Consider the following 2,885-nt stretch of genomic DNA (forward strand, 5'->3'; position numbering starts at 1 on the left):
GGCCGCCTTTCGGCGGCCTTCCCTCGATCGCTTCGGGAGCAGTTAGCCAAGCAGCTCCTGCTCCAGCTTCTTCGCCATCTCCTCGATATTCTCCGGCGGCCATCCGGGGATGTCCATGCCCAGCCGCAAGCCCATCGAGGCGAGAACCTCCTTGATCTCGTTCAGGCTCTTGCGGCCAAAATTCGGCGTCCGCAGCATCTCCGCTTCGGTCTTCTGGACCAGATCGCCGATATAGATGATGTTGTCGTTCTTCAGGCAGTTGGCGGACCGCACGCTCAATTCCAGCTCGTCCACCTTCTTGAGCAAATAGCGGTTGAGCTGGTTGGCGTCGGCTTCGCTCTGCTCGGCGCTCGGCACGGCGATGCCGGCCATGGTCGGCACGCTCACCATGCCTTCGTCGAAATGGACGAAGAGCTGGAGCTGGTCCTGCAGGATCCGCGCCGAATAGGCGATCGCGTCGTCGGGGCTGATCGTGCCGTCCGTGTCCACCGTCAGCGTCAGCTTGTCGTAATCGAGCTCCTGGCCGACGCGGGTGTTCTCGACCTTGTAGCTGACCTGCTTGACCGGCGAGTAGAGCGCGTCGACCGGGATCAGCCCGATCGGCGCGTCGACCGGGCGGTTGGCCGAGGCGGCGACATAGCCCTTCCCCGTCTCTGCGGTCAGCTCCATGTTGAGCGTCGCGCCGTCGTCCAGATGGCAGATGACGAGATCGGGGTTCATCACCTCGATGTCGCCCGTGGTCGCGATCTGGCCGGCGGTGATCTCGCCGGGGCCGGTGGCGCTGAGCTGGAGCCGCTTGGGCCCCTCGCCTTCCATCCTGAGCGCGATCTGCTTCACGTTGAGAACGATGTCGGTGACGTCCTCGCGCACGCCCGCGAGGCTGCTGAACTCGTGCAGCACGTTCTCGATCTTGATCGCGGTGATCGCGGCGCCCTGGAGCGACGAGAGCAGCACCCGGCGCAGCGAGTTGCCGAGTGTCAGGCCGAAGCCCCGCTCGAGCGGCTCGGCGACGAAGGTGGCCTTGCGGCGGCTGTCGCCTCCGGCCTTCTTCTCGAGCGTGTTGGGCTTCTTCATTTCCTGCCAGTTCTTTGCGTTGACGGCCCGGTTGTTCCTCTGGCGGTTGGGGAAGGCGTCCCTTCCCGTTGTCTTCTAACTTCTTCTGCCCGGCCGCGGCGTCAGCCGCGGACGATCAGACGCGGCGCCGCTTGGACGGGCGGACGCCGTTGTGCGGGATCGGGGTGACGTCGCGGATCGAGGTGATCTGGAAGCCCACCGCCTGCAGCGCCCGAAGCGCGCTCTCGCGGCCCGAGCCGGGGCCCGTGACCTCGACCTCGAGCGTGCGGACGCCATGCTCGGCGGCCTTCTTGCCCGCGTCCTCGGCGGCGACCTGGGCGGCATAGGGCGTGCTCTTGCGGCTGCCCTTGAAGCCCATCATCCCGGCCGACGACCAGGCGATCGCATTGCCCTGCGCGTCGGTGATCGTGATCATCGTGTTGTTGAAGCTCGCATTCACGTGGGCGACGCCCGCCGTGATGTTCTTGCGCTCGCGCCGCCTGATGCGCTGAGGTGCCTGTGCCATATTCTTCTACCCTAAAACCGTGAGCCCGTTCGGGCTGAGCCTGTCGAAGCCCCGTCCTTCCTTTCGAAGGGGGCCGCCTGATCGAAAACCGACCTACTTCTTCTTGCCGGCGATCGGCTTGGCCTTGCCCTTGCGGGTGCGCGCGTTGGTGTGGGTGCGCTGGCCGCGGACCGGGAGGCCCTTGCGATGGCGAAGCCCGCGGTAGCAGGCGAGGTCCATCAGCCGCTTGATGTTCATCGCGGTCTCGCGGCGCAAATCGCCCTCCACCTGATGATCGGCGTCGATCGCCTCGCGGATGTGGAGCACCTCCTGGTCGGTGAGGTCCTGGACGCGGCGTTCGCTCGGGATGCCGAGCTTGGTCGCGATCTGCTTCGCCTTGGTGCGGCCGATGCCGTGGATGTAGGTCAGCGCGATTTCGACGCGCTTGTTGGTCGGGATGTTGACGCCCGCAATACGTGCCATACTTTTCTTCTCCTGCTCCACAGGCGGGCTGGCGACCCGCCTATCTCAGCGCTTCGTCATCCCCAAAACAGGCATAGCCGACGCGCGCACGAATGCGCCGCCGGACGACCGGTTAACGGGATCGAGCGCAGATAGGGATTGCGGGATGCCGAGTCAACTGTCAGCCAGGGCAAATCCCGCTGCAAATTCTTCACCGAGGCGCTAGAAGCGGCACATGAAACCAGCTCGCTCCGTCATCTGTTGGCTGGCCTTGCTGCTGGCCCCGGCGGGGGCCGCCGGGGCACAGCCCGAAATCGGCAGCCTGATTAACCGCGATCGCGGCGCGGTCCGTTATCTCGAAAATCCTGATTTGGCCAATTCGGCGGAGGTGATGCTCGCCTTCGCCCGCTGCTTCGCCCGGCAGCAAGAGCGAGCGGCGGAATCGGTGGTTCGGTTGCCCTATCAGGGCCAGGAACAAGCCACGGCCGTCCGTCGCCTGATCGATCGGGAGGAGAGCTGCCTCGGTGACAATTCCGTCCAGTTGCGCTTTCCGCCGCAGCTCTTGGTTGGCGGCATGGCCGAGCATTTCATCTTGCGCCGCTACGAAGGCGTCGACATCAGCGCGCTGGTCGCGATGGACGACGAGGCGATCGCCCGCGCCGGACTGCTCGGCCGTAACGCCTATGAGGCGCTGTCGCTGTGCGTCGTGCGGCGTGATCCGGCCGCCGCGCGCGCGCTCGTGGGATCTTTGCCGCGATCCTCTGCGGACCGGGCGGTGATCGACCGGATCGTCCCCACTCTTGCGCCCTGCATCCCGGCGGAGTTCCAACTGACCTTCCGCCCCGGCGCCCTGCGCGCACTGATG

Annotated in this window: 4 protein-coding genes; 1 reads left to right on the forward strand and 3 read right to left on the reverse strand. The window is 65.8% G+C overall.

Annotation, left to right across the window (positions count from 1 at the left end):
- Window positions 1–42: 42 nt before the first annotated feature.
- The 3 genes from ACT4N8_RS02165 to rpsM form a co-directional block, all read right to left on the reverse strand.
- Window positions 43–1,074 carry a DNA-directed RNA polymerase subunit alpha gene (locus ACT4N8_RS02165; protein ID WP_444856495.1) on the reverse strand — a complete coding sequence of 344 codons (1,032 nt, stop codon included), beginning with the start codon at window positions 1,072–1,074 and terminating at the stop codon, window positions 43–45.
- Between the two features lie 115 nt (window positions 1,075–1,189).
- Window positions 1,190–1,579: a 30S ribosomal protein S11 gene (rpsK, locus tag ACT4N8_RS02170; protein WP_444856496.1), complete on the reverse strand. Its 390-nt coding sequence runs from the start codon at window positions 1,577–1,579 to the stop codon at window positions 1,190–1,192.
- A gap of 93 nt (window positions 1,580–1,672) precedes the next feature.
- A complete protein-coding gene (gene rpsM, locus ACT4N8_RS02175; protein ID WP_444856497.1) occupies window positions 1,673–2,041 on the reverse strand; it encodes a 30S ribosomal protein S13 in 369 nt (122 codons plus the stop codon).
- Window positions 2,042–2,255: 214 nt separating this feature from the next.
- Between rpsM and ACT4N8_RS02180 the strand changes: the two genes are divergently transcribed.
- The coding region (locus ACT4N8_RS02180; protein ID WP_444856498.1) for a hypothetical protein at window positions 2,256–2,885 on the forward strand (630 nt) is incomplete at its 3' end.

It is taken from the genome of Sphingosinicella sp., from assembly GCF_052387495.1.
In the GTDB taxonomy this organism is placed as follows: Bacteria; Pseudomonadota; Alphaproteobacteria; order Sphingomonadales; family Sphingomonadaceae; genus Allosphingosinicella.